This is a genomic window from Paracoccus everestensis, from assembly GCF_021491915.1.
In the GTDB taxonomy this organism is placed as follows: domain Bacteria; phylum Pseudomonadota; class Alphaproteobacteria; order Rhodobacterales; family Rhodobacteraceae; genus Paracoccus; species Paracoccus everestensis.
The window spans coordinates 2,847,152-2,872,003 of the sequence record NZ_CP090836.1 but is presented as its reverse complement, the minus strand read 5'-3'; the positions used below and the strand labels follow the sequence as shown (position 1 = coordinate 2,872,003).

Below are 24,852 nucleotides of genomic sequence, written 5' to 3'. Positions count from 1 at the left end.
GGGCCTGCGCAGCGGTCCGGCCAGATCCGAATGCCTTGCCTGGTCCCGTGCCCGTGCCTGCCGCTCGGGCCGGTTTGACGAAGGATGGTGCGTGTGAACACGCACCCTACGGGCGGCGATCGGCGCAGGGAATGCACCGTAGGGTGCGTGCTTGCACGCACCTTTCGCCTGCCCGTCAGACGATCCGCGTCACCAGCGGCGTCAGCCCTTCGATCTCGACCGTGACAACCTGCCCGCGCGTGACCGCCCCCACCCCTGCCGGGGTGCCGGTGAAGATCAAATCGCCCGGCTCCAGCCGCACCGACTGCGACAGATGGGCGATGACATCGGCGACGGGCCAGATCATCTGCGACAAATCCGACTCCTGCCGGATGGCGCCATCGACCGTCAGCGCGATCCGCCCGCCGTTCAGCGCGCCTGTCTGCCTGGCGGGATGCAGCAGCCCGCAGGCTGCCGACAGATCGAAGCCCTTGGCCAGATCCCAGGGCCGCCCGGCCTTCTTCGCCGCCGCCTGCAAATCGCGCCGGGTGAAGTCGTTGCCGGCGGCATAGCCCCAGATCAGCCCCTGCGCGTCGTCAGGTGCAATGTCCACCCCGCCCGCACCAAGTGCCACGACCAGTTCCGCCTCGAAATGAAGGTCGCCCGTCTGGGGCGGATAGGGCAGGTCGGCGTCCCCTGACAGCAGCGTGTCGGCTGGCTTGGAAAAGAAGAACGGGGGTTCGCGATCCGGGTCATGGCCCATCTCGCGCGCGTGGTCGGCATAGTTACGGCCCACGCAATAGATCCGGCGCACCGGAAAGCGGCGGCTGTCGCCTGCCACGGGCAGGGACGGAATGGCTGTGGGCGGGATGATGAAATCGGACATTGGCGCAGGCCTTCGCTGGTTCGGCGGGCAGAGTGTTGCCGCGCCCCGTCCCCGTCAAGGCCAGCTTCGCCCCAAGGATGCCGGTTCCAGAACCATCACCGTCGGCCTGTCCGGCAGCCCGCGCAGGGAGGTCAGGTATTCGCTGCCCCCTGGCCGCTGGATGGCGAACTGGCCTGACATGCCGGTCAGGAAGGTTTCCAGCCGCGCAGGGCCGAACCAGTGCATCGGGATCACCACGGAACTGTTCAGGCGGCTGACGACGCGCATCATCGCCGCCTGCTCCATCGTATAGCTGCCGTCCACCGGGACCAGCAGGACATCGACGCGGCCAAGGCGGGCGTAATCCTCGTCCGTGGGTTCGTGATGCAGGTGGCCCAGATGCGCGATGCACAGCCCGCCCGCCTCGAAGACGAAGATGGAATTGCCGCCTTCCTCGACCGTGCCAAAGGACCGGATGTCGGTCGGGACATTGCGGATCAGCGCGTCGTCCAGCGTCAGGTAATGGTCAGCCGCCACCCCGAACTGGTCCGACCAGCCGCGCAGCACGTGTTCAATCCCGTCCACCCGGTCAGTCCAGTGGCTGGAATGGGCGCGGTTCATCGTCACCACGTCCGGGACCGGCGCGCCGGGATGCAGGTTGCCGTTGAAGTCGGTGACGATATCCAAGCCCCCCGGCGTCTGGATCAGGAACATCGCGTGTCCCAGGTATGACAGCCTGACCGACCGATCCGGCACCGGATCGGACCAGGCGGCCTGCTGGACACGCTCGGGTCCGTTGGCAATCGCGATGCAATGGCTGGGCCTGCGTTCCTGACCCTGCGCGGCCAGCGGCAGAACGGCGATCACGGCGGCGGCAAGGGCAAGGCGCATGGTCGTCCCCCGGAAAGATCGCGAAAAGCGTAACCCGGAACGTCCGCGTGCCCCGTCACAAGCGCGTGACAGGCGCCGGGTCGGGGCTTATCCATGACGGCAAGATCGGCAGGATCGCCGGCAAAAAGGAGTGTCCCCATGTTCATCGCCATGAACCGCTTTACCGTCCCTGTCGAGAATGCCGAAGAATTTGAGGCGCTGTGGCTGTCGCGCGACAGCAAGCTGGACAGCCTGCCGGGCTTTGTCGAGTTCCATATGCTGAAAGGCCCCGAGGAGAACGGGCGGCGGCTTTATGCCTCGCACACGGTCTGGGAGTCCGAGGATCATTTCATCGGCTGGACCCGCAGCCAGCAGTTCCGCGACGCCCATGCGCGGGCGGGCGAGACGAAGAAGCTGTATGAAGGCGGTCCCCGCTTCGAAGGCTTCACCGCGATCCAGCATATCGGCCGAGCTGGCTGACCGCATAAAAGGGGAGGGGACATGACCAACACCATCTTTGACCAAGGCCTCGACGCCTGCGCGGCCAATTTCGCGCAACTGACGCCTCTGGATTTCCTGGCTCGCACCGCCGCCATTCATCCCGACCGGCTGGCCTTGGTCCATGGCCCGATCCGGCGGACCTGGGGCCAGACCCATGACCGCTGCCGCCGCCTAGCCTCTGCGCTGTCGGCGCGCGGGATCGGGCGCGGTGATACGGTGGCGGTGATCGCCCCCAACATCCCCGAACTTTACGAGGCCCATTTCGGCGTCCCCATGCTGGGCGCGGTGCTGAACGCGATCAACACGCGGCTGGACGCGGAAACCGTCCGCTTCATCCTGCAGCATGGAGAGGCCAAGGCCCTGCTGGTGGACAGCGAATTCGCCCCCCTTGCGCGCGAGGCCTTGCAGGGCTGTGACATCAAGCTGGTCGTGGACATCCTGGACCCCACGACTATCCATGGCGACCCGGTCGGTGCCCTGGACTACGAAGCCCTACTGGTCGAGGGCGATCCCAGCTTCGACTGGCAGCCGCCTGCCGATGAATGGGATGCGATCGCGCTGAACTATACCTCGGGGACGACCGGCAACCCCAAGGGCGTGGTTTATCATCACCGGGGGGCCGCGCTGAACGCGATCTCTCAGCTGCAGGACTGGGGGATGCCCGCGCATTCGGTTTATCTGTGGACGCTGCCGATGTTTCACTGCAACGGCTGGTGCTTTCCCTGGGCCATGGCCGCCAATGCCGGAACCTCGATCTGCCTGCGCGCCGTCCGGGCCGAGCCGATCTTCGACCTGATCGCGGGCGAGGGCGTCACGCATTTCTGCGGCGCACCCATCGTTTTGAATATGCTGGCGCAGAACGCGCATCTGAAGCGCTTCGACCACCCGGTGAAGGTGATGACCGCCGGTGCCTCGCCCCCCGCCGCCGTGATCCAGGCGATGGAGGACATGGGCGTCGAGGTCACGCACGTCTATGGCCTGACCGAGGTGTATGGCCCCTCGGTCGTCTGCGTCTGGAAGCCGGAATGGAACGACCTTCCGCCGGATCGGCGGGCGCGGCTGAAGGCGCGACAGGGCGTGCGCAACGCGGCGCTTGGCGGGCTGATGGTGGCCGATCCCGAGACACTGGCCCCCGTCCCCCATGACGGCCAGACGCTGGGCGAGATCTTCATGCGCGGCAACAACGTGATGCGCGGATACCTGAAGAACCCCGAGGCGACCGCCAAGGCCTTTCGCGGCGGCTGGTTCGCCACCGGCGATCTGGGAGTGATGCATCCCGACGGCTATGTCGAGATCAAGGACCGCAGCAAGGACATCATCATCTCGGGCGGAGAAAACATCTCTTCGGTGGAAATCGAGGACGTGCTGTATCGCCACCCGGCGGTGAACGAGGCCGCGGTGGTCGCGCGCCCCGATGCCAAATGGGGCGAAACCCCCTGCGCCTTCGTGGACCTGCGCCCCGGCAAGCAGGCGTCGGAAGCCGATATCATCGCCTTCTGCCGCGACCACATGGCCCATTACAAGGCGCCGAAGTCGGTGGTGTTCGGGCCGCTGCCCAAGACCTCGACCGGCAAGATCCAGAAGTTCGTGCTGCGCGATCAGGCCCGCAGCCTGTCTGGCTGAGGGGCGGGCAGGACCGCCCCCGCAAAGCCGTCATCCGCGATGTCGCGGCACAGGCCGGACCATTCGCAGCCCTTGCAGGCGGTGCGGATCGCGCCGCCCGCGAAGGCTCGGCGCATTCGGTCCAGCGTGGCGGGGTCCAGCACCAGCCGCTGCCCGGCCGACTGCGGGCAGCCCAGAAGCGCGGCGACATCGCGGGCAGCCTGCGCATCGCGCCGCGCCACGCTGCCGCCCCGGCAATGGCAGCCAGGATCGTCCAGCATCGGCGCGCAGACATCGTCGGGGCCGTCCACCAGCACCACCGCCTCGCCCGCCGCGATGCGGGTGGCATGGTGGTGAACCCCGCCGTGAAGGCGGGGCTGTAACCCTTGCCCGCCCAGGTCAGCAGGCACAGCAGGTGATGCGCGCGAAGGCGGACCGTCATGCGCGGCGCGCACGGCCCAATTGGCGCAGCGCAAGCGCGCCCACGGCGGATTTCAGCACCGCGCCGATCAGGAAGGGCAGGACGCCATGGGTGATCGCCGCGTCCCAGCCGATGCCGCGTGACAGCCAGGCCGCGCCCAAGGCCAGGCAGATCAGGTTGCCCGCCAGCATCGACAGGAAGGCCAGCGCGGCCCGGTCGCCGTTCCAGCCGCGTTCCGCCAGCCAGCCGATCTGCGCGGCCATCACCGCGAAGGCCACAAGATAGCCGCCGGTCGGTCCCGCGAAGTGGGCAAGGCTCCCCGCGCCGCCCGCCAGCACCGGCAGACCCAGGGCTGCCTGCCCCAGCCAAGTCAAAACAGTGGCTGTTCCCAGCCGCCAGCCATACAGCGCGCCGATCATCGCCACGGTAAAGGTCTGCATGGTGACCGGCACCGGCACCATCGGCACCTCGATGCGCGACGAGATGGCCAGCAGGACCGTGCCAATAGCCATGGCAAGCAGGCGGATAAGCAGGGACCGGGTGTGAAGATCCACGGGGCTGAAAGAGTTCAAAGCTGACATGATCGTCCCGCTGTCTATTTTATAGATAATTATGGAGTCGTCGTGATCAGATAATCCATGAATTATCTATTTCATCAAGAGGGGGCCATTCAACGTCGTGTCCAGGGCCGCTGGCCGCTGAATTGCAGATGCCGCCCCAGCACGGCGCAGGCGCGGTCCAAGTCGCCCGACCGCAGGGCGTGCAGGATGGCGCGGTGGTCGCGATCGGTCGGCGCTTCCCATTCAGCGCGCCATCCGGAAAACAGGAACCGCGCGCTTGCACTGTGCAGATCGGCGATGGATTTCAGCAGGCGCGGCATCCCGCAGGGATCCAGGATCAGCCGGTGAAACTGGCGATTGGCCTCTTCCCAGGCCTGGATATCGCCCGCGTGATCGCCCGCCCGCGTAGCCTCCTCGGCCTGATCCAGGATCGCGGGGGTCAGGCGGGGCGCGGCATGGCGCAGGGCCAGAACCTCAAGGGCCGCGCGCATCTCGGCCACTTCGCGCGCCTCGGCGGGGGAAAAGCCCGCGACGCGAAAGCCGCGCCGGGGCTCGCTGACGGCAAGGCCCCGGCTTTCCAGGTGACGGAACGCCTCTCGCACGGGGACATGGCTGGCGCCGAACTCGGCGGCGATGTGATCCTGGCGCAGGCGTTCCCCCGGCGCGATCTGGCCGGATATGATGCGGTCAGCCAGTTCCTGACTGATGCGGTGGGCAAGGGGTTCCTGTGTCATGGATTATAGATAATCCGGTCACCGCTTGCCGTCCAGCGGTCAGAAACCCTTGTGGGTTTTCAGGAATTCATCCTCGTCTGGGGTGTTCGGGCGATCCAGGGCAGCATTGCGATGCGGAAAGCGGCCGAAGCGTTCGACGATGTCGCGGTGCTGGATGGCGTAATCCAGGCTGTTTGCATTGCCCAAGGCCTCGTAAAGTTCGACCGACCGGGTCTGGTCGGGCAGATCCTCGCTGTGCATGAAGGGCAGATAGAAGAACTGCCGTGCCCTTGCATCCACCTGTTGGTCAAAGCCCGCATCCAAGGCCTTGCGGGCGTGGTCCAGGGCGATGTCGTTTGAGGCGAAGGCCCGCCCGCTGCCGCGGAAGATGTTGCGGGGGAACTGGTCCAGCACGATCACCAGGGCAAGCGCGCCTTGGGGCGTTTCGGCCCAGCCGTCCAGTTCCCGGCGATGCGCGGCCTGATAGGTGTCGGCGAACCGGTCCCGGATCGCGGCGTCGATGTCATCGGACTTGACGAACCAGTTCGGCGCCACGTCTTCGGAAAACCAGAAGTCCAGCACGTCTTGCGCGGTCTTTATCGTCATGGGTTCAGTTCCTTTCCGGCAAGGGGATATGTTCGGCCCGGTCGGTGAGCGGCAGGTCGAACAGACCCTGGCCCCAACGTTCCGCCCGCCATTGGCGTTTCGCCTCGTCTATGCGTTCGCGCGACGATGCCACGAAGTTCCACCAGATATGGCGCGGCCCGTCCAGCGTTTCCCCGCCAAGGACCATCAGGCGCGCGCCCCGGTCGCCCGCCTGCACGGTGATCGCGTCGCCTGGGCGGAACACCATCATCTGCCCGGCCTCGAAGTCCTGGCCCGCGATGCGGATGCTGCCCTGGGTGACATAGATGCCGCGATCCTCGTGATCGACGGGCAGGGGAAAGCGGGCGCGTGGACCAAGCACCACGTTCAGATAGAAGGTGTCGGAATACAGCGTCGCAGGGGCCGTTTCACCATAGGCCCGGCCCAGGATCAGCCGCGCCTCGATGCCCTGATCGCGGATTACCGGCAGGGCGTCGCGCCCATGATGTTCAAAAACGGGCGCCATGTCCTCGTGCGTCTCGGGCAGGGCGATCCAGGTCTGGATGCCAAACAGGCTGTGCGGCCCTTCGCGCCCGGCGGCGGATGTGCGTTCGGAATGCGTGACGCCGCGCCCCGCAACCATCCAGTTCAGCGCGCCCGGCGTGATGACCTGATCGGTGCCGATGCTGTCGCGGTGATGAAAGTCGCCGCGATACAGATAGGTGACGGTGCCCAGGCCGATATGGGGATGGGGACGCACATCGACGCCGCGCCCGGTCAGGAATTCCGCCGGTCCCATCTGGTCGAAGAAGATGAACGGCCCCACCATCTGCCGCTTGGGGGCGGGCAGGGCGCGGCGCACCTCGAACCCGCCGATGTCGCGGGCGCGGGGGATGATCAGCGTCTCGATGGCGTCCGGGCCGACCTCGTCGGGGCAGCCGGGCGTCAGGGCGGGGTTCCAACTCATCGGGGCCTCCTGTTGCTGCGATCAGGATAGGTCCGATGCGGCAGAACCCGAAGGTAAAAATCGTTCGCCCTGGCCGAACGCCGTGTCCACCATGGGACGGATGGCGGACAAGGGTCAGGAACCGCATCTTGGGGGCAACTGTTTGAACCAGAGGTGTGCGATGACCAGCGGAATCCATCACGTCACGGCGATCACCCGCGACGTTCAGGCCAATGTCGATTTCTGGATGGGCTTTCTGGGCCTGTCCCTGGTCAAGCAGACCGCCGGGTTCGAGGATGCGGACCAGTTGCACCTGTTCTATGGCGACCCCGCCGGCAGCCCCGGCAGCCTGGTCAGCTTTCTGGTCTGGCAGGACGGCGCGGCGGGACGTGTGGGCCACGGCCGGGTGACAGAAATCGCCCTGGCCATCCCTCGCGCCCGGATCGGCGACTGGCTGACCCGCGCCATGCAGCGCGGCTTGCGTGTCGAAGGCCCGGTCCGCGAATGGGACGAGCCTGTGCTGCGGCTGAAGGATCCCGATGGCATCATCGTCAAGCTGACGGGCACGGACACCGCCGATACCGGCTGGCCCGCCGCCCCCGCCCGCATCCGGTCCCTCACGATCTGGTCCGGGGTGCCCGAACAGACCGCCGCGTTCCTGCGGCCCTTCGGCTATCGCCAGGGCGGGGCCGAAGGCGGGTTGACCCGGCTGCTGTCCGACACCGACGCCATCGACATCCGCGACGCATCCGGCTTTGTGCCGGGCATCCCGGGAACGGGCGTGATCGACCATGTGGCGCTGCGGGTGCCCGATCTTGCGGCATTGGGGGACCACCGGAGTGCCTTGCGGGACATGGGCGATGTGACGGTGCATGACCGCAAGTATTTCACCTCGCTTTACGTTCGCGAACCGGGCGATACCTTGATCGAACTGGCGACCGACGGTCCCGGCATGGCGGTGGACGAACCGGGCGGCCTGGGCCGGACCCTGATGATCCCGCCCCATGTCCCGGATACCGTCGATCTGCACCTGCGCTTGCCGCAATTCGCCCGCCCGGGCGAGGAAAGGACAAGGATGAGACAGCTTCCCTTTGTGCATCGGCTGCGCCAGACCGATCAGCAGGACGGCTCGGCCATGGTGCTGCTGCACGGCACCGGCGGGACCGAGGCCGACCTGATGCCCCTGGCCCACCGCATCGCGCCCCATGCCACGTTGCTGGGCGTGCGGGGCCGTTCGACCGAGGAAGGCGTGGCGCGGTTCTTTCGCCGCATTTCCATGACCAGCTTCGATCAGGACGACATCCGCGCCGAGGCCGAGGTTTTCGCCGGTTTCTGGACCGGCGCACTTGCCGCCTATGACCTGGATCCGGCGCGGATCACGGTGATGGGATACAGCAATGGCGCGAACTTCGCCGCCGCCGTGATGGGGTTGCAGCCGGGGCTGATCCGCCGTGCGATCCTGATGCGCCCCATGGCGGTCCTGGAGGATCTGCCGCAAGCCGACCTGACCGGCCTGTCGGTGCTGACGCTGACCGGGGCGCGCGACCCCTATGGTCCCCATGCGCCGCGCCTGAACGACTGGCTGTCCCGGCAGGGGGCCGACCTGGATGCCCGCGTCGTGCAGGCGGGACATGACCTGAACGCCGATGACCTGGCGGCGGCGGCAGACTGGATGACAGGGGCAGATCATGGCTGAGGTGACGATCACCAGGGAAGACACCGACGCCCGCCACGGCCGCTATGTTGCCCGGATCGCGGGGATCGACGCCGAGGCTGAACTGACCTTCACCCGGCACGGCCCGGACCGGGTCAGCGCCGACCACACCGGCGCGCCCGAGGCGCTGCGCGGCACCGGCGCGGCGGCGGCCTTGGTGGATGCCATGGTCGCCGATGCGCGCAAGTCGGGGTTTCGGATCGTGCCGCGATGTTCCTATGTCGCGGCGCGCTTTGCCCGGCATCCCGAATGGGCGGATGCTTTTGCGTAAGGTAATGCGTTACCACACCCTGCCGTGAAGGCCGTCAGACGAAGCGGAACGGGGTTCCCCAGGGATCGGCAATCTGCTGTCCCGCGCGGGCGGGATCGTGAACGGCCACCTCGGCCAGGCCCGCCATTCCCGCATCGCGCATCCCAGCGTCCCGGCTGTTCCAGGTATTCCCGGCAAGGTGGTGATGGTAACCGTTCCAGCCGTACCAGGCGCCGCCATGGGCATCGAAGGTGCGGGTCAGGCCAAGGTCGCCCGAAAAGAAAGCGTCCGCCCGGTCAAGATCACCGACCTGCAGATGGACATGGCCGATGGCGCTGCCCTGGGGCAGGCCTTGCCAGAGGGCCTCCGGGGCCGACAGCAGGTCGTCCAGATCCAGCCTGTGCGTGAACATTTCGATCCGGTCGCCATCGCGGATCCAGTCAGACGGCGGACGGTCCCAATAAATCTCGATGCCGTTGCCCTCGGGATCGTCGAGATAGAGCGCCTCGCTGACGCCGTGGTCGCTGGCCCCGGTCAAGGGAACGTGTATTTCCGCCGCATGGCGCAGCCAGCGGGCCAGATCGGCGCGTTCGGGCAGCAGGAAGGCGGTGTGGAACAATCCGGCCTGGCGCGGATCGCGGGGCCGGGCAGTGTGGTCGCCGCGCAATTCCAGCAAGGTGCGGCCACCCGCGCCAAGCCGCGCGGTTTCGCCGTCGCCGCCCAGCGAGGTCAGGCCAAGCGCGTCGCGATAGAACGCCGTCATGGCGGGCAGGTCGCGCACGGTCAGGGCAATATGGTCAATGGCGGGGGTCATGGCCGATCCTTTCCCCGGGACAGGCTGGCGGCAAATCCCGCCACGAAATCCGCGACAAGCGCCCGGGTCTTGTCGTCGGTCAGGTTGCCATCGGCGTCGAACAGCCCGCCCGCGCGCGACACCATCAGGCGGCCGTCCCACCAAGGCCGGGTCTTCAAGGTCCGCAGCACGGGCCACCAATGCGTTTGCGCCTGGGTGGTCCCGAACCCGCCCGGCGATGCGCCCATCACCGCAACGGGCTTGCCTGCGAACAGCGCCAGCCCCTCGCCCCGCGACATCCAGTCGATGACGTTCTTGAACACGCCCGGAATGCCGTTGTTGTATTCGGGCGTCGCCAGCAGCAGCCCGTCCGCCTGCGCCAGTTGTTCGTTCAACGCCGCGACTGCAGGGGGCGTGCCATGGGCGGCTTCCTCGTCGCCATTGTAAAGCGGCACCCGGGTGATATCGCCGATGATCACCCGAACGCCGCCCGGCGCGCTGTCGCGGGCCGCACGCAGCAGCCCCCCGTTCAACGAGGCGCGGCGCAGGCTGCCCGACAGGCCGAGGATGGTGGTCATGCGCGTCCTTTCGGTGAAACCCGGGAACAGGGTGCCCCCGGGACTTTGCTTAGTCCAGCGGTTTCAACCCTGCCTCGATGGCGGCGCGCCTGCCTTCCAGGAAGGGCGGCAGGGACAGGCCCTGACCCATGGTTTCGCGCGGCTCGTCCACGTCGAAGCCCGGCCCGTCGGTCGCCAGTTCGAACAGGTTGCCGCCCGGCTCGCGGAAATAGAGCGAGCGGAAATAGAAACGCTCGACCTCGCCGGAACTGGGCAGGCGGAAGGTGCGGACGCGGTTCGCCCAGTCGGTCAGCGCCGCCGTGTCGGGCACGCGGAAGGCGACGTGGTGGACCCCGCCCGCCCCCTGTTGCGCAGGCGGCAGGCCCGGCTGCACCGCGACGTGCAGTTCCGCCGCAGCCCCGCCCGCGCCCATCGCGAACACATGGACCGTCCCCTGCCCGTCGGGACTGGGATAATCGCGCAGGCGAATCATGTTCATGACCTGGGTCAGCAACGCTTCGGTCGGGGCCAGGTCGGGGACGGATATGGTGATCGGGCCAAGCCCATGGATCTGGTGCTGCGTCGGGACGGGGCTATGATCCCAGGGCTGCCCCGCCGGGTCGGGCGCGCCCACAAGGCGCAGCCGCTGGCCTTCGGGATCCTCGATATCCAGGCTGGCGCGGCCATCCAGCATCGTGACCTTGCCGATCGTCACGCCCTTGTCGGACAGGCGGGCGGCCCACCAGTCCAGGCTGTCTTCCGCCACGCGCAACCCTGTGCGGCTGATCGAATGCGTGCCGCGCCGTTCCCGGGCCGCCGGCCAGTCGAAGAATGTGATGTCGGTGCCGGGCGTGCCCGCCCCATCGGCGAAGAACAGGTGATAGGCCGAGGTATCGTCCTGGTTCACCGTCTTCTTGACCCGGCGCAAGCCCAGGGTTTCGGTATAGAAACGGTTGTTGCCTGCCGCGTCGGCGGTGATCGCGGTCAGGTGGTGGATGCCGGTCAGTTGCATGATGCGGTTCCCTTCCTTGCTCCATCCCAATATGGCGCAGACAGGCCGTTCGGGACAGCCGCCTGACAGGCAATGCGGCGTTCGGTTCTTGCGAACGGCCGGGCGCGGGGTATGTTGCACGCATGGATTGGTCGATCAGCGACATTCGGACGTTTCTGGCCGTGCTGGACGCGGGCAGCATTTCGGGCGCTGCGGCGCGGGCGGATCTGTCGAAATCCGTCGTCAGCAAGCGGATCAGCGATTTCGAGGCGGCCCTGGGCGTGGCCTTGTTCACCCGACATGCGGGCCGCATCGCGCCCACGGACGCCGCCCTGGCCCTGGCCGACCGGCTGCGCCCGGCCTTGGCCGAACTGGTCGCGGCGACCGAAAGCGTGGGCGCGCAAACCGACCTGCGCGGTCGCCTGGCCATCGCCGCCCCGATGAGCTTCGGCATCCGCCATCTTGGTCCGGTGATCGCCGGTTTTGCCCGTGCCCATCCGGGGCTGGAAATCGTGCTGGATTACGACGACCAGTTGGCCGACCTGGGCCGGGCCGGGTTCGATGTGGGCCTGCGCATCGGCGTGATGAAGGACAGCAGCCTGATGGCCCGCCGGGTCTGCGCCGATCCCCGCGCGCTGGTGGCAAGCCCGGATTACCTGGCCCTGCACGGCGCGGTCGAAACCCCTGCCGATCTGTCGCGCCACCGCGCCATCGGCTATCTCAACGCGCGGCTGGGCGACATCTGGCCCTTTGGGGACGTGCCGCCCCCTCCCCTGGGCCGGATCACCGCCAACAACGGCGAGGCGATGCGCGACTTGGCGATTGGCGGGTTGGGACTGGCGCTGTTGCCGATGTTCATCGTCCATGACGCACTGCGCGACGGGCGGCTGGTGCGGCTGCTGCCCGGCCTGGCACAGGAACCCCTGCCCATCAGCGTGGTCTGGCCACAGGTCCGGCCGATGCCCAGGAAAACGCGCGCCTTTATAGACCATGTGGCGGCTGCCCTTGCCGATGCTCCGCCTTGGCTGGCGGGATTGGGATAGCCGGGGGCCAGCCCCCGGACCCCCGGGATATTTGAACCAAGGCAAAAGCAGGAGCCGTACAAGATGCTGGTTGATCCGAATGCACCGTTTTTCCGCCACCTGTGGGTGCGGGTGTTGTGCGTGGTGGTGCCGCTGGCCTGGGCGGGGGTCGAAATCTATACCGGCAGCCCCTTCTGGGCGCTGTTGTCGGGGGCTGCCGGTCTTTATCTGGCCTATGAACTGTTCCTGCGGCGCAACCCCGACTGATCAGGCCAGCAGGCTGACCGGACCGTCCAGCCAGGCGAATCCGTTCGGCGGCAGGCTCAGCACCCTGCCCGACAGGGCGGCTTGCGATGGTCCGGTCAGGTCCGCCTTGTCCGACAGGGTCAGCGTGGCCGGGTTGGGGGACAGGTTGAAGACGCAGGTCAGCACCTGGTCCCCGGTGCCGCGATGAAAGGCCAGGATCGGTTCGGGCAGGTCCAGGAATGCGGTATCCCCCACCCGCAGCGGCATCTGCGATTTACGGAAGGCGATGGTGGCGCGATAGGCTGACAGCACGCTGTCGTTGCCGTCCTGCTGTCCGGTCACGGCGCGGGCTGCCTGGGGTTCCTTGACCGGCAGCCAGGGCTTGGTTGTCGAAAAGCCCGCATGGGGGCTGTCGTCCCAGACCATGGGGGTGCGGCAGCCGTCGCGGCCCTTGATCTCGGGCCAGAAGCGCAGGGCAGGGGGGTCGGTCAGTTCGTCATAGGAAAGGTCGGTTTCGGTCTGGCCCAGTTCCTCGCCCTGATAAAGGCAGATGGTGCCGGGGAAGGACAGCAGCATCGCCGCCGCCTGCCGGGCCATGGCTTCGGGCGATTCCGCATGGGGCAGCCAGCGTGTCACGTGGCGGAACACGTCATGGTTGGAAAAGGACCAGCAGGCATGGGCGTCGGGCGCGCCCTGGTGGACGCCTTTGATCGTGTGGCGGAAATGGCGGGCCGTGAACTCGTGGCTCAGCATCTCGAAGCTGTAGCACATATGCAGGCGGTCATCCCCTGCCGTGTATTCGGCCATGATGCGGATCGAGGTGTCGCCGCTTTCGCCCACCTCGCCCACCATCATGCGGGCGTCGTAGTCGTCGGTCAGCTTGCGCATCCGCTTCAGGAAGGCGATGTTTTCCGGCCGGTTCTTGGAATAGACATGGTGCTGGTAGTTATAGGTATCCGGCGCAGCGTGGTCGGGACTGGGCGGATTGTTCCGCAGCCGGGCATCGTGGAAATAGAAGTTGACGGTATCCAGCCGGAACCCGTCCACGCCCCGGTCCAGCCAGAAGCGCATCGTGCCCAGAAGCGCGTCCTGCACGTCGCGGTTCCACAGGTTCAGGTCGGGCTGTTCGATCAGGAAGTTGTGCAGGTAATACTGGCGCCGCCGCGGCTCCCATTCCCAGGCGGGGCCGCCGAAGACGGATGGCCAGTTGTTGGGCGGGGTGCCGTCGGGATTGGGATCCGCCCAGACATACCAGTCGGCGCGGTCGTTGTCCCGGCTTTGGCGGCTTTCGGCGAACCAGGGATGCTTGTCGCTGGAATGGCTGATCACCTGGTCGATGATGACCTTCAGCCCCAGATCGTGCGCGCGGGCAACAAGCGCATCGAAATCGGCAAGCGTCCCGAACAGCGGGTCGATGTCGCAATAATCGCTGACATCATAACCCATGTCCTTCATGGGCGAGGTGAAGATCGGCGACAGCCAGATCGCGTCCACGCCCAGCGATGCGACATGGTCCAGCCGCCGCGTGATGCCGGGCAGGTCGCCGATGCCGTCGCCGTTGCTGTCCTGAAAGCTTCGGGGATAGATCTGATAGATCACCGCGTCGCGCCACCATTCCGTCATTCGCCGCTCCTGTTTCGTTCGGGGGATTGAACACGACCGGCATGGCACCGGAAAGGCCGTTTCGGCGTTAAGTGACGGATTGCCCTGATGCGCGGGCGGGTTAAGGTGGGTGCATGGGACAACTGCCTGACATCTTGCAAGTGGCGAATGGCGGTATTTCCGCCCTGTCCAGGGGGCATTGCGACCGTCCATTCGACAGCCCGGGGCTGGATGGTGTCTGGGCGACCGTGTATCACCCCGACGTGCCCGCCATCAGCGCGATGACCGACCGGGGCGATGTTTCCTGGGCCGAATTCATGGCGACACGCCCGTGCCCCGCACCCATGTCCGCATCGGCGTGCCAGCCGGGCCGTTGGCACAGGGCGATCAACATCGATGCCGGGCCGCATGGGGGCACAGGCACTGGCAACCTGGGCGGGGTAAAAGCCCAGAAAGAACCGCAGGACGGCCAGCCCGCCTTCGTGGAGGTGCTGCCGCCGCCCTTGCTGGTCGTGATCTTTGTGGCAGGCAAGGATGATAAAGGGGAGGATGTTTGATGGCCGAGATAAGATTGACCCGGCGCGCGATGGCATTTGTGCTGGCCGGCGGGCGGGGCAGCCGCCTGAAGGAACTGACCGACCGGCGCGTGAAACCGGCGGTTTATTTCGGCGGCAAGACCCGCATCATCGACTTCGCGCTGTCGAACGCGATGAATTCCGGCATCCGCAAGATCGCCGTGGCCACCCAGTACAAGGCCCACAGCCTGATCCGCCACGTTCAGCGCGGCTGGAACTTTTTCCGGGCCGAGCGCAACGAGTTCATGGACATCCTGCCTGCCAGCCAGCGGATGTCCGAGGACCACTGGTATCGCGGCACGGCGGACGCCGTGACTCAGAACATCGACATCGTGGACAGCTATGACGTGGATTACATCGTGATCCTGGCAGGCGATCACATCTACAAGATGGATTACGAGGTGATGCTGCGCGAGCATTGCGAAAGCCGCGCCGATGTCACGATAGGCTGCCTGACCGTGCCCCGGATGGAGGCCGTGGCATTCGGCGTGATGGCCGTGGACGAAACCGGGCGCATCACATCGTTCCTGGAAAAGCCCGCCGATCCGCCTGGGATGCCCGACGATCCCGACAGTGCGCTGGCATCCATGGGGATCTATGTCTTCAGCTGGCCCTTTCTGCGCGACCTGCTGCTGAAGGACGCCGAGGATCCCAATTCCAGCCACGATTTCGGCCACGACCTGATCCCCGCCATCGTGAAGAACGGCAAGGCCATGGCGCACCGCTTTGACGTGTCCTGCGTGCGCGATCCGGGCGCGCCTGCCTATTGGAAGGACGTGGGCACGGTCGATGCCTTCTGGCAGGCCAATATCGACCTGACCGATTTTGTCCCCGAACTGAACCTGTGGGACCGCGACTGGCCGATCTGGACCTATTCCGAAAGCGTTCCGCCCGCCAAGTTCATCCATGACGAAAAGGACCGCAGGGGGATCGCGGTGTCGTCGATGGTGTCGGGGGGCTGCATCATTTCGGGGACGGAAATCCGCAATTCTCTGCTGTTCACGCAGGTTCACACCAACAGCTATGCCCAGTTGGATCATGTCGTGGCGCTGCCTTATGTCACCGTACAGCGTCGCGCCCGGCTGACCCGCGCGGTGATCGACCGGGGCGTGGTGATCCCCGAAGGGCTGGTCGTGGGCGAGGATCCGGCCCAGGACGCAAGGTGGTTCCGGGTCACCGACGGGGGCATTACCTTGATCACCCAGGATATGCTGGACCGGCGGGCGGCAAGCCTGTGACCCGAGTGCTGTCGGTCGCTTCCGAATGCGCGCCGCTGGTAAAGACCGGCGGTCTGGCGGATGTGGTGGGTGCCCTGCCTGCTGCGCTGCGGGACCAGGGGGTGCAGATGCGCACCCTGGTCCCGGGCTATCCCGCCGTCATGGCCGCCCTGCAGGACGGCACCGAGGTGGCGTATTTCCACGACCTTTTCGGTGGCTGGGCCCGGATCCTGTCGGGGCAGGCGGCGGGGCTGGATCTTGTGGTGATCGACGCGCCGCATTTGTTTGCGCGTGCGGGTTCGCCCTATATGGCCCCGGGCGGGCAGGACTGGCCCGACAATCCCGAACGCTTTGCCGCGCTGTCCTGGATCGGCGCGCATCTGGGCATCCATGGCATGGGCGGCTGGCAACCGCAGGTGCTGCACGGCCATGACTGGCAGGGGGGCTTTGTCCCCCAATACCTGCGCCAGATGGGCGGCGGCCCGGCCACGGTGCTGACCATCCACAACATTGCCTTTACCGGATCCACCGATCCTGGCCGGATGCATTCGCTGCGCCTGGATCCCTGGCACTTCCATCTGGAAGGCTATGAATTCTATGGCGGCATCTCGGCGCTGAAGGCGGGGCTGATGGGCGCGGATGCCCTGACTACCGTGTCCCCCACCTATGCCGAGGAACTGATGACCCCGGAATATGGCATGGGCCTGGACGGGGTGATGCGGCATCGGCGGGAATCGCTGATGGGCATTCTCAACGGCATCGACACGGATGCCTGGGATCCGGCGGCGGATCCGGCGATCCAGCCCTATGGCGCCCCAGGCGGGAAGGCCCCCAACAAGGCTGCCCTTCGGGCCGAGATGGGCTTGCCCGACGCGGACGGTCCCCTGTGCGTGATCGTGTCGCGCATGACGCATCAGAAGGGCCTCGATCTACTGCTGGAGGCGCTGCCCGCGCTGCTGGATCACGGCGGGCAACTGGCGCTGCTGGGATCGGGCGACCCGGGTCTGGAATACGCCTTCCGCATGGCGGGCGAACGGAACCCCCATGTCGCGGTCCGTATCGGCTATGACGAAGCCTTGTCGCATCGGCTGATCGCCGGGGGGGACGCGATCCTTGTGCCGTCGCGGTTCGAACCCTGCGGGCTGACGCAGATGTACGGCCTGCGCTATGGCGCGGTGCCGGTCGTGGGCCTGACCGGGGGACTGGCGGACACGGTCATCAATGCATCCCCCGCGGCCCTTGCGCGGGGGGTGGCGACGGGGCTGCAGTTTTCCCCGGTGACAGCGGATGCGCTGCGCGGCGCGTTGACGCGGCTGTGCCTGCTTTACAGGGACGCCGAAACGTGGTCCCGGCTGCAGGACAATGCGATGGCGCATCCCGTGGGCTGGGACCAGTCGGCACGGGCCTATGCCGCGCTTTATGCAAGGCTGACGGCCCCACGATGACCCATGCAATCACCGCGGGGCACCCCTTCCCGCTTGGCGCCTGCTTCGACGGGGGCGGCGTCAACTTCGCCATCTTTTCCCAGCACGCCGATCAGGTGGTGCTGTGCCTGTTCGACGACCGGGACCGCGAAACCCGCATCCCGCTGCCGGAACGCGAAGGACATATCTGGCACGGATACATCGCCGGTGTGGCACCGGGGCAGCGGTATGGATACCGCGTCCACGGTCCCTATCGCCCGCGCGACGGGCATCGCTTCAACCCCAACAAGCTGCTGATCGACCCTTATGCAAGGCGCTTGACCGGCAGTCCCCAGCCCCACGACGCGCTGTTCGGATACCGCGCAGGCCACCCGGATGCCGACCTGTCCTTTGACCGCCGCGACAGCGCCGCCCGGATGCCGCGCTGCGTGGTGGTGGACCCGGCCTTCGACTGGGGCGAGGACCGCCCCCTGCGCACACCCTTGACGCAAACCGTGATCTACGAGGCCCATGTCAAGGGGCTGACCATGCTGCATCCCGGCGTAAACCAGCCGGGCAGCTATCTGGCCATGGCCTCGGATCCGGTGCTGGACCACTTGACCAGCCTGGGCGTCACGGCGGTCGAACTGCTGCCGGTCCATGCCTTTGCCGACGACCGCTTCCTGGCGGACCGGGGGCTGGCGAATTACTGGGGCTATATGTCCTATGGGTTCTTCGCCCCCGAGCCGCGCTATATGCAGGGCCACGACATCGCCGAGTTCCAGCAGATGGTGGCGCGGTTCCACCAGGCGGGGATCGAGGTGATCCTGGATGTGGTTTACAACCATACGGCCGAGGGAAACGAGCTTGGCCCCACCCTGTCCCTTCGCGGCATCGACAACGCGGCCTATTACCGCTTGGCCGACGAGCGGCGGTTCTATGTCAACGATGCCGGAACAGGCAATGTCCTGAACCTCGACAGCCCGTTCGCGCTGCGGCTGGTGATGGACAGCCTGCGGTATTGGGTCACGGTGATGCGCGTCGATGGCTTCCGCTTCGACCTCTGCTCGGTGCTGGGCCGCACGCGGGGCGTCTTTGACCGGGACGGGCCGTTCTTTCGCGCCGTGCAGCAGGATCCGATCCTGAACCGCGTCAAGCTGATCGCCGAACCTTGGGATCTGGGGCCGGGGGGATATCAACTGGGCGCATATCCGGCGCCCTTTTGCGAATGGAACGACCGGTATCGCGACGGAGTGCGCGCCTTTTGGCGCGGCGATGCCGGGGTAACCGGCCGCCTTGCCAAGCGCGTCGCGGGATCGGCGGCGCGGTTCGACCATGACGGCCGGGCCGCCACGTCATCGGTCAATTTCATAGCCGCCCATGACGGCTTCACGCTGATGGATACCGTCAGCTATGCCCGCAAGCAGAACGAAGCCAATGGCGAGAGCAACCGCGACGGCCACGATCACAACATCTCGGACAACGGGGGGGGCGAAGGCCCGACCGACGATCCTGCCGTCCGTGCCCGGCGCGACCGCCGTCGCCGCAACCTGATCGCCACCCTGATGCTGAGCCAGGGCACCCCCATGATCCTGGCGGGGGACGAACTGGGCAATTCCCAGAACGGCAACAACAACGCCTATTGCCAGGACAATCCCCTGGGCTGGGTCGACTGGGACGGCGCGGACGCGGCTTTCCTGGATTTCTGCCGCCAGGCCATCGCCTTTCGCAAGGCCCATCCGATCCTGCGGCAGCGCCGCTTTTTGCACAGCCAGCCGCGCGAACAGGACGGCCTGCCCGACCTGTTCTGGCGCCGCGCCGACGGGTCGCCCATGACGCTGGCCGACTGGGCCGACCCGGACCTGCGCCTGCTGGCGGCCGAGATGCGCATGGCCTCCGGCACCCCCGCCTATGCCGCGCTGCCGGGGGCGGTGTTTCTGGTCTTCAACAATGGCGGGGACACGAGTGTTCGGATGCCTGATCCCGCCCGGGGCGCCCACTGGCGCAGGCGGCTGGACAGCGCGCGCGACCGGATGCCCGACGATCCCGCAGGCCCCGTCGAACGGATCGAGGCCGAAAGCGTGGCAGCCTTTGTCTTGTGCGATCTGGCAGGGGATTGATCGAAACGCCCGCCCGGCGGGCATTGCCGCATCGTAATGCACGCCCAGCCCTTTCCAACCGTCGGTAAAGCTGGCAACAAAATTAACCCTTGGGCGCTATTCTGGCGGCCATGGCATTGCCCCATGATTTCCCGCCGCTACGAGGCTTGATTTGCACACCATTCCTTCGGCCCAGGCCCTGCACGACCAGATCCTTCACCACCTGACCCACAGCCAGGGGCGGGGGGCGGAATTCGCGACGCCCTTTGACTGGCGGATGGCCGTCAGCTTTGCCGTGCGCGACCTGATGGCGGGCACCTGGGTCGATGCGTTCCGCGCCGCCCGCGACCAAGGCGCCAAGCGGGTCTGCTATCTGTCGATGGAATTCCTGATCGGGCGGATGCTGGGGGATGCGATCATCAACCTGCGGCTGGAAAAGCCCATGGATGAGGCGCTGCGGATGCTGGGCCTCGACAAGCAGGAAATCCTGGACAACGAACCCGATGCGGCGCTTGGCAACGGCGGGCTGGGGCGGCTGGCGGCGTGCTTCATGGAATCGCTGTCGTCGCTGCAATGCCCGGCCTTCGGATATGGTATCCGTTACGAACACGGGCTGTTCCGCCAGCGGTTCGAGGGCGGACAGCAGGTCGAAACGCCCGAGGACTGGTTGAACCAGCCCCACCCCTGGGAATTCGTCAAGGTCGACTACAGCTATACCATCGGGTTCAAGGGCCATGTCGAGACGGTGGATGGCCGTGCCGTCTGGCGTCCGGGCGAAAGCGTCATCGCGCGGGCCTATGACACGCCGGTGGTGGGCTGGGGCGGCAACTGGGCCAACACGCTGCGCCTGTGGGGGGCCCATCCGACGACGTTGCTGGATCTGCACCGCTTCAACGCGGGCGACCATACGGCGGCGGCCGAACCCGAGGCATTGGCGCGCGTGCTGTCGCGCGTCCTTTACCCCGACGACACCACCGAATCGGGCAAGGAACTGCGGCTGAAGCAGGAATATTTCCTGACCTCGGCTTCCTTGCAGGACATCCTGCGCCGCTTCATGCAGGAACATGGCGAACTGAGCCTGCTGCCCGACAAGGTGGCGATGCAGTTGAACGACACCCATCCCGCCATCGCCGGGCCGGAACTGATGCGCCTGCTGATGGACGACCACGGGTTGCCCTTCGACCAGGCCCGCGACCTGGCGCAGGGAACGCTGAACTATACCAACCATACCCTGATGCCCGAGGCCTTGGAACGCTGGTCCACCTGGCTGCTGGGCGGCGTCCTGCCGCGCCATATGCAGATCATCCAGATGATCGACGACGATCACCGCAAGGCAACCGGGCGTCCGCCCCATGTGGGGATCGTCCAGCACGATCAGGTGCGGATGGGCGAACTGGCCTTTATCATGGCGGGCAAGGTGAACGGCGTATCCGCCCTACATACCGACCTGGTCAAGGACACTGTGTTCGCCGACCTGCACCGGCTGCACCCGGACCGGATCGTGAACCAGACCAACGGCGTCACCCCGCGCCGCTGGCTGCGGATGTCCAATCCCGGCTTGGCCCAGCTTATGGACGACACCATCGGCGAGGGGTGGACGACCGACCTGGACCAGTTGCGCGGCCTTGAAGCCCATGCCGGGGACGCGGCCTTCCGCGAGACGTTGGGACAGGTCAAGCGCGCGAACAAGGTCTGGCTGTCGGACGGGCTGCTGGCCGATCTGGGCGTCAAGGCCGACCCGGACGCGATCTTCGACATCCAGGTCAAGCGCATCCATGAATACAAGCGCCAGCTTCTGAACATCCTGGAAGCCATCGCCCTGTGGCAGCGCATCCACGACGATCCGAACGGGGACTGGACGCCCCGGGTCAAGATCTTCGGCGGCAAGGCCGCGCCGGGATACTGGCTGGCGAAATCCGTGATCCACCTGATCAACGACGTGGCGGCCACGATCAACAACGATCCGGTCACGTCCCGGTATCTGCAAATCGCCTATCCGCCGAACTACAACGTCTCAATGGCCGAGGATCTGATCCCGGCCGCCGATCTGTCCGAACAGATCAGCACCGCCGGAAAAGAGGCGTCGGGCACCGGCAACATGAAGTTCACGCTGAACGGCGCGCTGACGATAGGCACCCTGGACGGGGCCAATGTGGAGATCCGCGACCTGGTCGGGGCCGAGAACTTCTTCCTGTTCGGGATGACGGCGGATCAGGCCGCAGCCGAGGTCGCGACCCCCGGTCATGCCCGCCGCGCCATCGAGAAAAGCCGCGATCTGAATGCCGCGCTGCACCTGATATCGGAAGGCCGCTTCGGCCGGGCCGAATCCTATTATGCCTTGCTGGACCGGACCTGGAACGACGATCCCTTTCTGGTCGCCAGCGATTTCGACGATTACTTCGCCACGCAGCGCCGGATCGACGCCGTTTATCGGGACAGCGCAACCTGGGACCGGATGGCGGCTCTCAATATCGCGCGGTCGGGGTTCTTTTCGTCCGACCGCACGATCCGGGGATATATGACCGATATCTGGAAGGTTCTGCCGGTGGCGATCTAATCCAGGCCCATTCGTGCCCTGATCCGGAATTCCAGCGCCTGAAAGCCGTGATGGATCAGCACGGCCAGGATGCCCACCACCAGCCCGCCTTGCAGCACAAAGGCGGTGTTGGATGACAACAGACCGGCGATGATGACCTCTCCCAGTGTGCGGGCGGCCACGGTCGATCCGATGGTGGCCGTTCCAAGCGAGATCACGGCGGTCAGCCGCATCCCTGCCAGCAGCAGCGGCAGGGACAGGGGCAGGTCGATCTGCCACAGCCTTTGGCGGGGCGTCAGGCCCATGGCGCCCGCGGCCTCGGCCACAGGCGGGGGCTGGCCGGTCAGCCCGGCAACCGCGTTTTCAAAGACCGGCAGCAGGCCATAAAGGAACAGTGCCACCAGCGTCGGGCCGGTGCCGAAGCCCAGGATCGGCACGGCCAAGGCCAGCACGGCGACAGGCGGAAAGGTCTGGCCCACGGCGGTGACGGTCCGCGCCAAAGGCAGGAATTCGCGTCCTGCCGGGCGCGTCACAAGGATCGCCAGGGCCAGCCCCACTACGGTCGATGCCGCCACCGCCACGGCGACAACGGCCAGATGCGACAAGGTCAGCGACAAAAGGCTGGTCTGGGCATAGATCGCGGGCGCATTGTTGCGGGTAAAGGGCTGAAACAGCGGCGCAAGAGCGGCAGGCCAGATCAGGAAGCTCACCAGAAACAATGCCGCCCCTGCCAACAGGATCCGCCCGGTCATCGGGGGCGGGCCTGCGCGCGCAGGGCGTCCAGCGTCACCACCCCGCCGCCCTGGACGGGCAGGGCCTCACGCCCGCTCCACAGGCATTCGGCCAAGGCGTCGCGCAGGCTGACCCCGGGCGCAATGGCGGGACCATCGGCCCGGCCTGGCCGTGCGATGTCCCCCACCCGCATCAGCGACAGCAGCCGCAGCGCCCGGTCCGTCGTTCCGATCAGGTCTGCCACGAAGGGGGTGGCCGGTTGGGTCAGGATGCGCGCGGGCGTGTCGTATTGCAGCAGTTTGCCCCCCTGCATGACCGCGATGCGGTCGCCCAGATCCACCGCCTCGGCCATGTCATGGGTGACCAGGATCAGCGTCGTGCCCAGCCTTTGCTGGATCTCGCGCAGATCATCCTGTGCCTTGGCCCGGATCAGCGGGTCGAGCGCGCCGAAGGGTTCGTCCATCAGCAGCAGGTCGGGTTTCGCGGCCAAGGCGCGGGCGACGCCCACCCGCTGCGCCTGCCCGCCCGACAACTGGTACGGCATCCGGTCGCGGAACGTGGCCGGATCCATCTGGAACAGTTCCAGCAGTTCATCGACGCGCGCGCCCGTCTGCGCGCGGGACCATCCCAGCAGGCGGGGAACCGTGGCGATGTTCTGCGCCACGGTGCGGTGCGGAAACAACCCGTGGCCCTGGATGGCATAGCCGATCCGGCGGCGCAGCAGATGCGCGGGCAGGGTGGCGGTGTCCACCCCGTCAATCAGCACCTGCCCCGAAGACGGCTGCACCAGGCGGTTGATCATCCGCAAAAGCGTTGTCTTACCCGACCCCGAGGTGCCGACCAGCACCGCCAGTTGCCCGGTTTCCACCGTCAGGCTGACATCGTCCACCACGGCCAGGCCGTCATAAAGGCGGGTCAGGTTGCGGATCTCGATCATGCGGGATCCCTGCGCGCGGCCTGGACCAGCAAGTCGAGCGCGATCCCCGCCACAAGCGCCAAGGCAATAGTCGGCAGCGCCCCCAGCAGCACCAGATCCATTGCCGTCTGGTTCAGGCCCTGAAAGACGAAGGTGCCGAAACCGCCGCCGCCAATCAGCCCGGCGATGACCGCCAAGCCGATGTTCTGGACCAGCACGATACGCACCGCCGCCAGCAGCACCGGCAGCGCCAGCGGCACCAGCACCTGCGACAGAACCTGCACGCGGGTCATGCCCAAGCCCACGGCGGCCTCTCGCGTGGCGGCAGGGACGCCCGACAGCCCGGCCAGGGTGTTCGACACCACTGGCAGCAGGGAATACAGAAATAGCGCCACAAGCGCCGGAAAGGTGCCGATACCCGATATCCCCAGCCGCGCGGCACCGGGCAGGGTCGCGGCGATCCAGCCAAAGACCGGGATCATGATGCCGAACAGCGCCAGCGACGGAATGGTTTGCAAAACGTTCAGCACGCCCAGCACCGGACTCCGCCAGCGGGGCATCTGAAAGACCGCAATGCCTGCCGGGATGCCAGTCAGCAACGCCAGCCCCAGCGATCCGAAGGCCAGCATCAGATGCGCCTGCGCCTCGCGCAGGAACAACTCGCGGCGGGTGGCGTATTCGCGCATCACCGATACGCCGTCCAGCAGGCCTGACGCCAAGATCGCGGCCAGCAGCCCAAGGGCCGCCGCCAGCAGCAGCCACCGCATCGGCAAGGACGGACGCAGCCGGCTGACCGCATCGGCCAGCATCAGCCCGAAGGCCAAGAGCAATAGCCAAAAGCCCGAGGCGGGAGAGACTCGGGCCAAGGTATTCCCCTCGGGCGTCAGGTGGATCGCGGCCAGGCCAAGCGACAGGATCACCGCGACAATCCCCGTGACCGCAACCGCCAGGCGTATCGCGGCAGGCCACAGCGCCAGGCAAGCGGCCAGCAACAGGCCGCCAAGCGCCGCCGTCAGCAGCAGGCCAAGGGGCAGCGCCGGCAGGTCGATCCCTTCGCCCGGAACGATCCGGTTGGCCTTGAACTGGACCAGCGGCAAGGCCAATCCCGCCCCGCCGATCAGCGCGAACAGAACCGGCGGGGGCGACAGCCGCACGGC

The 24,852-nt window shown here is 66.6% G+C and carries 25 protein-coding genes; 11 read left to right on the top strand and 14 right to left on the bottom strand.

The window, feature by feature from the left end:
- Positions 1-175: 175 nt before the first annotated feature.
- A complete protein-coding gene (locus LZ585_RS14355) occupies positions 176-865 on the bottom strand; it encodes a fumarylacetoacetate hydrolase family protein (protein WP_234854211.1) in 690 nt (229 codons plus the stop codon).
- A 54-nt stretch (positions 866-919) separates the two neighbouring features.
- Complete coding sequence (locus tag LZ585_RS14350; protein ID WP_234854209.1) at positions 920-1,735, bottom strand: MBL fold metallo-hydrolase; 816 nt, start codon at positions 1,733-1,735, stop codon at positions 920-922.
- A gap of 138 nt (positions 1,736-1,873) precedes the next feature.
- Here LZ585_RS14350 and LZ585_RS14345 point away from each other — a divergent pair, with 138 nt between their 5' ends.
- On the top strand, positions 1,874-2,194 hold the full coding sequence (locus LZ585_RS14345; protein ID WP_234854207.1) for an antibiotic biosynthesis monooxygenase family protein: 321 nt from the start codon (positions 1,874-1,876) through the stop codon (positions 2,192-2,194).
- A gap of 21 nt (positions 2,195-2,215) precedes the next feature.
- Entirely contained in the window at positions 2,216-3,838 is a 1,623-nt protein-coding gene (locus LZ585_RS14340; RefSeq protein ID WP_234854206.1) for an acyl-CoA synthetase, read from the top strand.
- Here LZ585_RS14340 and LZ585_RS14335 read toward each other — a convergent pair.
- The 5 genes from LZ585_RS14335 to LZ585_RS14315 form a co-directional block, all read right to left on the bottom strand.
- Positions 3,814-4,227, bottom strand: coding sequence for a DUF1284 domain-containing protein (locus LZ585_RS14335; RefSeq protein WP_234854205.1), 414 nt, complete (start codon positions 4,225-4,227; stop codon positions 3,814-3,816). The genes LZ585_RS14340 and LZ585_RS14335 overlap by 25 nt on opposite strands.
- Before the next feature lie 28 nt (positions 4,228-4,255).
- Positions 4,256-4,750, bottom strand: coding sequence for a biotin transporter BioY (locus LZ585_RS14330; RefSeq protein ID WP_234854204.1), 495 nt, complete (start codon positions 4,748-4,750; stop codon positions 4,256-4,258).
- 158 nt (positions 4,751-4,908) lie between these two features.
- Positions 4,909-5,532, bottom strand: coding sequence for a GntR family transcriptional regulator (locus LZ585_RS14325; protein WP_234854202.1), 624 nt, complete (start codon positions 5,530-5,532; stop codon positions 4,909-4,911).
- 39 nt (positions 5,533-5,571) lie between these two features.
- Complete coding sequence (locus LZ585_RS14320; RefSeq protein ID WP_234854201.1) at positions 5,572-6,117, bottom strand: DUF924 family protein; 546 nt, start codon at positions 6,115-6,117, stop codon at positions 5,572-5,574.
- 4 nt (positions 6,118-6,121) lie between these two features.
- A complete protein-coding gene (locus LZ585_RS14315) occupies positions 6,122-7,063 on the bottom strand; it encodes a pirin family protein (RefSeq protein ID WP_234854200.1) in 942 nt (313 codons plus the stop codon).
- 160 nt (positions 7,064-7,223) lie between these two features.
- On the opposite strand from LZ585_RS14315, the gene LZ585_RS14310 reads away from it, so the two are divergent.
- Complete coding sequence (locus tag LZ585_RS14310) at positions 7,224-8,738, top strand: VOC family protein (protein WP_234854199.1); 1,515 nt, start codon at positions 7,224-7,226, stop codon at positions 8,736-8,738.
- Positions 8,731-9,027 (top strand): GNAT family N-acetyltransferase, encoded by a 297-nt coding sequence (locus LZ585_RS14305; protein ID WP_234854198.1) that lies wholly within the window; start codon positions 8,731-8,733, stop codon positions 9,025-9,027. The genes LZ585_RS14310 and LZ585_RS14305 overlap by 8 nt, the downstream gene beginning before the upstream one ends.
- Positions 9,028-9,061: 34 nt before the next feature.
- Here LZ585_RS14305 and LZ585_RS14300 read toward each other — a convergent pair whose 3' ends face one another.
- Genes LZ585_RS14300 through LZ585_RS14290 form a run of 3 tightly spaced genes read right to left on the bottom strand, consistent with a single transcriptional unit; the run spans position 9,062 to position 11,368 of the window.
- Positions 9,062-9,820, bottom strand: a complete 759-nt coding sequence (locus LZ585_RS14300; protein ID WP_234854197.1) for a VOC family protein — start codon at positions 9,818-9,820, stop codon at positions 9,062-9,064.
- Positions 9,817-10,377 carry an NADPH-dependent FMN reductase gene (locus LZ585_RS14295; protein WP_234854196.1) on the bottom strand — a complete coding sequence of 187 codons (561 nt, stop codon included), beginning with the start codon at positions 10,375-10,377 and terminating at the stop codon, positions 9,817-9,819. Before LZ585_RS14295 ends, LZ585_RS14300 begins: the two co-directional genes overlap by 4 nt.
- A gap of 49 nt (positions 10,378-10,426) precedes the next feature.
- Positions 10,427-11,368, bottom strand: coding sequence for a ring-cleaving dioxygenase (locus tag LZ585_RS14290; protein WP_234854194.1), 942 nt, complete (start codon positions 11,366-11,368; stop codon positions 10,427-10,429).
- A gap of 122 nt (positions 11,369-11,490) precedes the next feature.
- On the opposite strand from LZ585_RS14290, the gene LZ585_RS14285 reads away from it, so the two are divergent.
- Positions 11,491-12,390, top strand: coding sequence for a LysR family transcriptional regulator (locus LZ585_RS14285; RefSeq protein WP_234854193.1), 900 nt, complete (start codon positions 11,491-11,493; stop codon positions 12,388-12,390).
- 63 nt (positions 12,391-12,453) lie between these two features.
- Complete coding sequence (locus LZ585_RS14280; protein ID WP_234854192.1) at positions 12,454-12,636, top strand: hypothetical protein; 183 nt, start codon at positions 12,454-12,456, stop codon at positions 12,634-12,636.
- Here LZ585_RS14280 and LZ585_RS14275 read toward each other — a convergent pair whose 3' ends face one another.
- The gene (locus LZ585_RS14275; RefSeq protein ID WP_234854191.1) at positions 12,637-14,238 is read right to left on the bottom strand and encodes an alpha-glucosidase family protein; all 1,602 of its coding nucleotides are present in this window, start codon (positions 14,236-14,238) and stop codon (positions 12,637-12,639) included. It lies immediately after the preceding gene.
- Between the two features lie 113 nt (positions 14,239-14,351).
- On the opposite strand from LZ585_RS14275, the gene LZ585_RS14270 reads away from it, so the two are divergent.
- The 5 genes from LZ585_RS14270 (at position 14,352) to LZ585_RS14250 (ending at position 22,068) form a co-directional block, all read left to right on the top strand.
- A complete protein-coding gene (locus LZ585_RS14270; RefSeq protein WP_234854190.1) occupies positions 14,352-14,774 on the top strand; it encodes a hypothetical protein in 423 nt (140 codons plus the stop codon).
- Positions 14,774-16,030, top strand: a complete 1,257-nt coding sequence (glgC, locus tag LZ585_RS14265; RefSeq protein WP_390625077.1) for a glucose-1-phosphate adenylyltransferase — start codon at positions 14,774-14,776, stop codon at positions 16,028-16,030. Before LZ585_RS14270 ends, glgC begins: the two co-directional genes overlap by 1 nt.
- A complete protein-coding gene (gene glgA / locus LZ585_RS14260) occupies positions 16,027-17,454 on the top strand; it encodes a glycogen synthase GlgA (RefSeq protein ID WP_234854188.1) in 1,428 nt (475 codons plus the stop codon). The genes glgC and glgA overlap by 4 nt, the downstream gene beginning before the upstream one ends.
- Entirely contained in the window at positions 17,451-19,532 is a 2,082-nt protein-coding gene (gene glgX, locus LZ585_RS14255) for a glycogen debranching protein GlgX (RefSeq protein ID WP_234854187.1), read from the top strand. Before glgA ends, glgX begins: the two co-directional genes overlap by 4 nt.
- A gap of 151 nt (positions 19,533-19,683) precedes the next feature.
- Positions 19,684-22,068, top strand: a complete 2,385-nt coding sequence (locus tag LZ585_RS14250) for a glycogen/starch/alpha-glucan phosphorylase (protein WP_234854186.1) — start codon at positions 19,684-19,686, stop codon at positions 22,066-22,068.
- Here the strand turns inward: LZ585_RS14250 and LZ585_RS14245 are convergent.
- Genes LZ585_RS14245 through LZ585_RS14235 form a run of 3 tightly spaced genes read right to left on the bottom strand, consistent with a single transcriptional unit; the run spans position 22,065 to position 24,849 of the window.
- On the bottom strand, positions 22,065-22,799 hold the full coding sequence (locus tag LZ585_RS14245) for an ABC transporter permease (protein ID WP_234854185.1): 735 nt from the start codon (positions 22,797-22,799) through the stop codon (positions 22,065-22,067). The two genes, LZ585_RS14250 and LZ585_RS14245, sit on opposite strands and share 4 nt — an antisense overlap.
- Positions 22,796-23,716 carry an ABC transporter ATP-binding protein gene (locus tag LZ585_RS14240; protein WP_234854184.1) on the bottom strand — a complete coding sequence of 307 codons (921 nt, stop codon included), beginning with the start codon at positions 23,714-23,716 and terminating at the stop codon, positions 22,796-22,798. The genes LZ585_RS14245 and LZ585_RS14240 overlap by 4 nt, the downstream gene beginning before the upstream one ends.
- The gene (locus tag LZ585_RS14235; RefSeq protein WP_234854183.1) at positions 23,713-24,849 is read right to left on the bottom strand and encodes an ABC transporter permease; all 1,137 of its coding nucleotides are present in this window, start codon (positions 24,847-24,849) and stop codon (positions 23,713-23,715) included. The genes LZ585_RS14240 and LZ585_RS14235 overlap by 4 nt, the downstream gene beginning before the upstream one ends.
- Between the last annotated feature and the right edge of the window lie 3 nt (positions 24,850-24,852).